This window comes from Pantoea sp. B9002 (assembly GCF_013385945.1).
GTDB lineage: Bacteria > Pseudomonadota > Gammaproteobacteria > Enterobacterales > Enterobacteriaceae > Pantoea.
On the sequence record NZ_JACAPA010000042.1, the window covers coordinates 27,046 to 27,619 of the forward strand.

1 protein-coding gene is annotated in these 574 nt (G+C 55.4%); it reads left to right on the forward strand.

What is annotated here, in order from left to right:
- The coding region (locus HX773_RS19745; RefSeq protein ID WP_176972942.1) for a hypothetical protein at window positions 1–574 on the forward strand (574 nt) is incomplete at both ends.

Below are 574 nucleotides of genomic sequence, written 5' to 3' on the forward strand. Positions count from 1 at the left end.
AGTGGAAATCTGGATCAACGATGAGCTGGTGGAGACGGTGGTTGCAGATCGCAACGGCTACTGGAATTACACCCCGAGGCTGGCGGAAGGCGTTAATCAGGTGTTCGTTGTGTCACAGGGTATTTCAAGCCAGCCATTTGATATGACTTACGCTCCGCATGTTGAACCGGTTGAACCGGTTGACCAGGAACTGTCGATCACGGGCATTAGCGATATGGCCGGTAGCGACATCGGGCCGGGCGGTTCAGCCATCAGCAATGACGTCGTGCTCAGCGGTACCGGACCGCGTTACCAGGTGCTGGAAATCTGGTCTGGCGATCGCTTTGTTGGCAATGTGTGGACCGACCAGAATGGTACCTGGTATCAGTATGTGACCCTGCCTGAAGGTAACAACAGTCTGACTGTACGCGCGGGCGATGTGCAGAGCGAAGCGGTGATGATCTTAACGCCGATTGCACCTCCACCGGTGCCGGAAATCTTCTCGGCATGGGAAGATGAAAGTAACGTGGGATCGGTATTCAATGGCGGTACCACCAGTGATGCCACACCTCGCCTTGAAGGGCGTGCAGGCAAT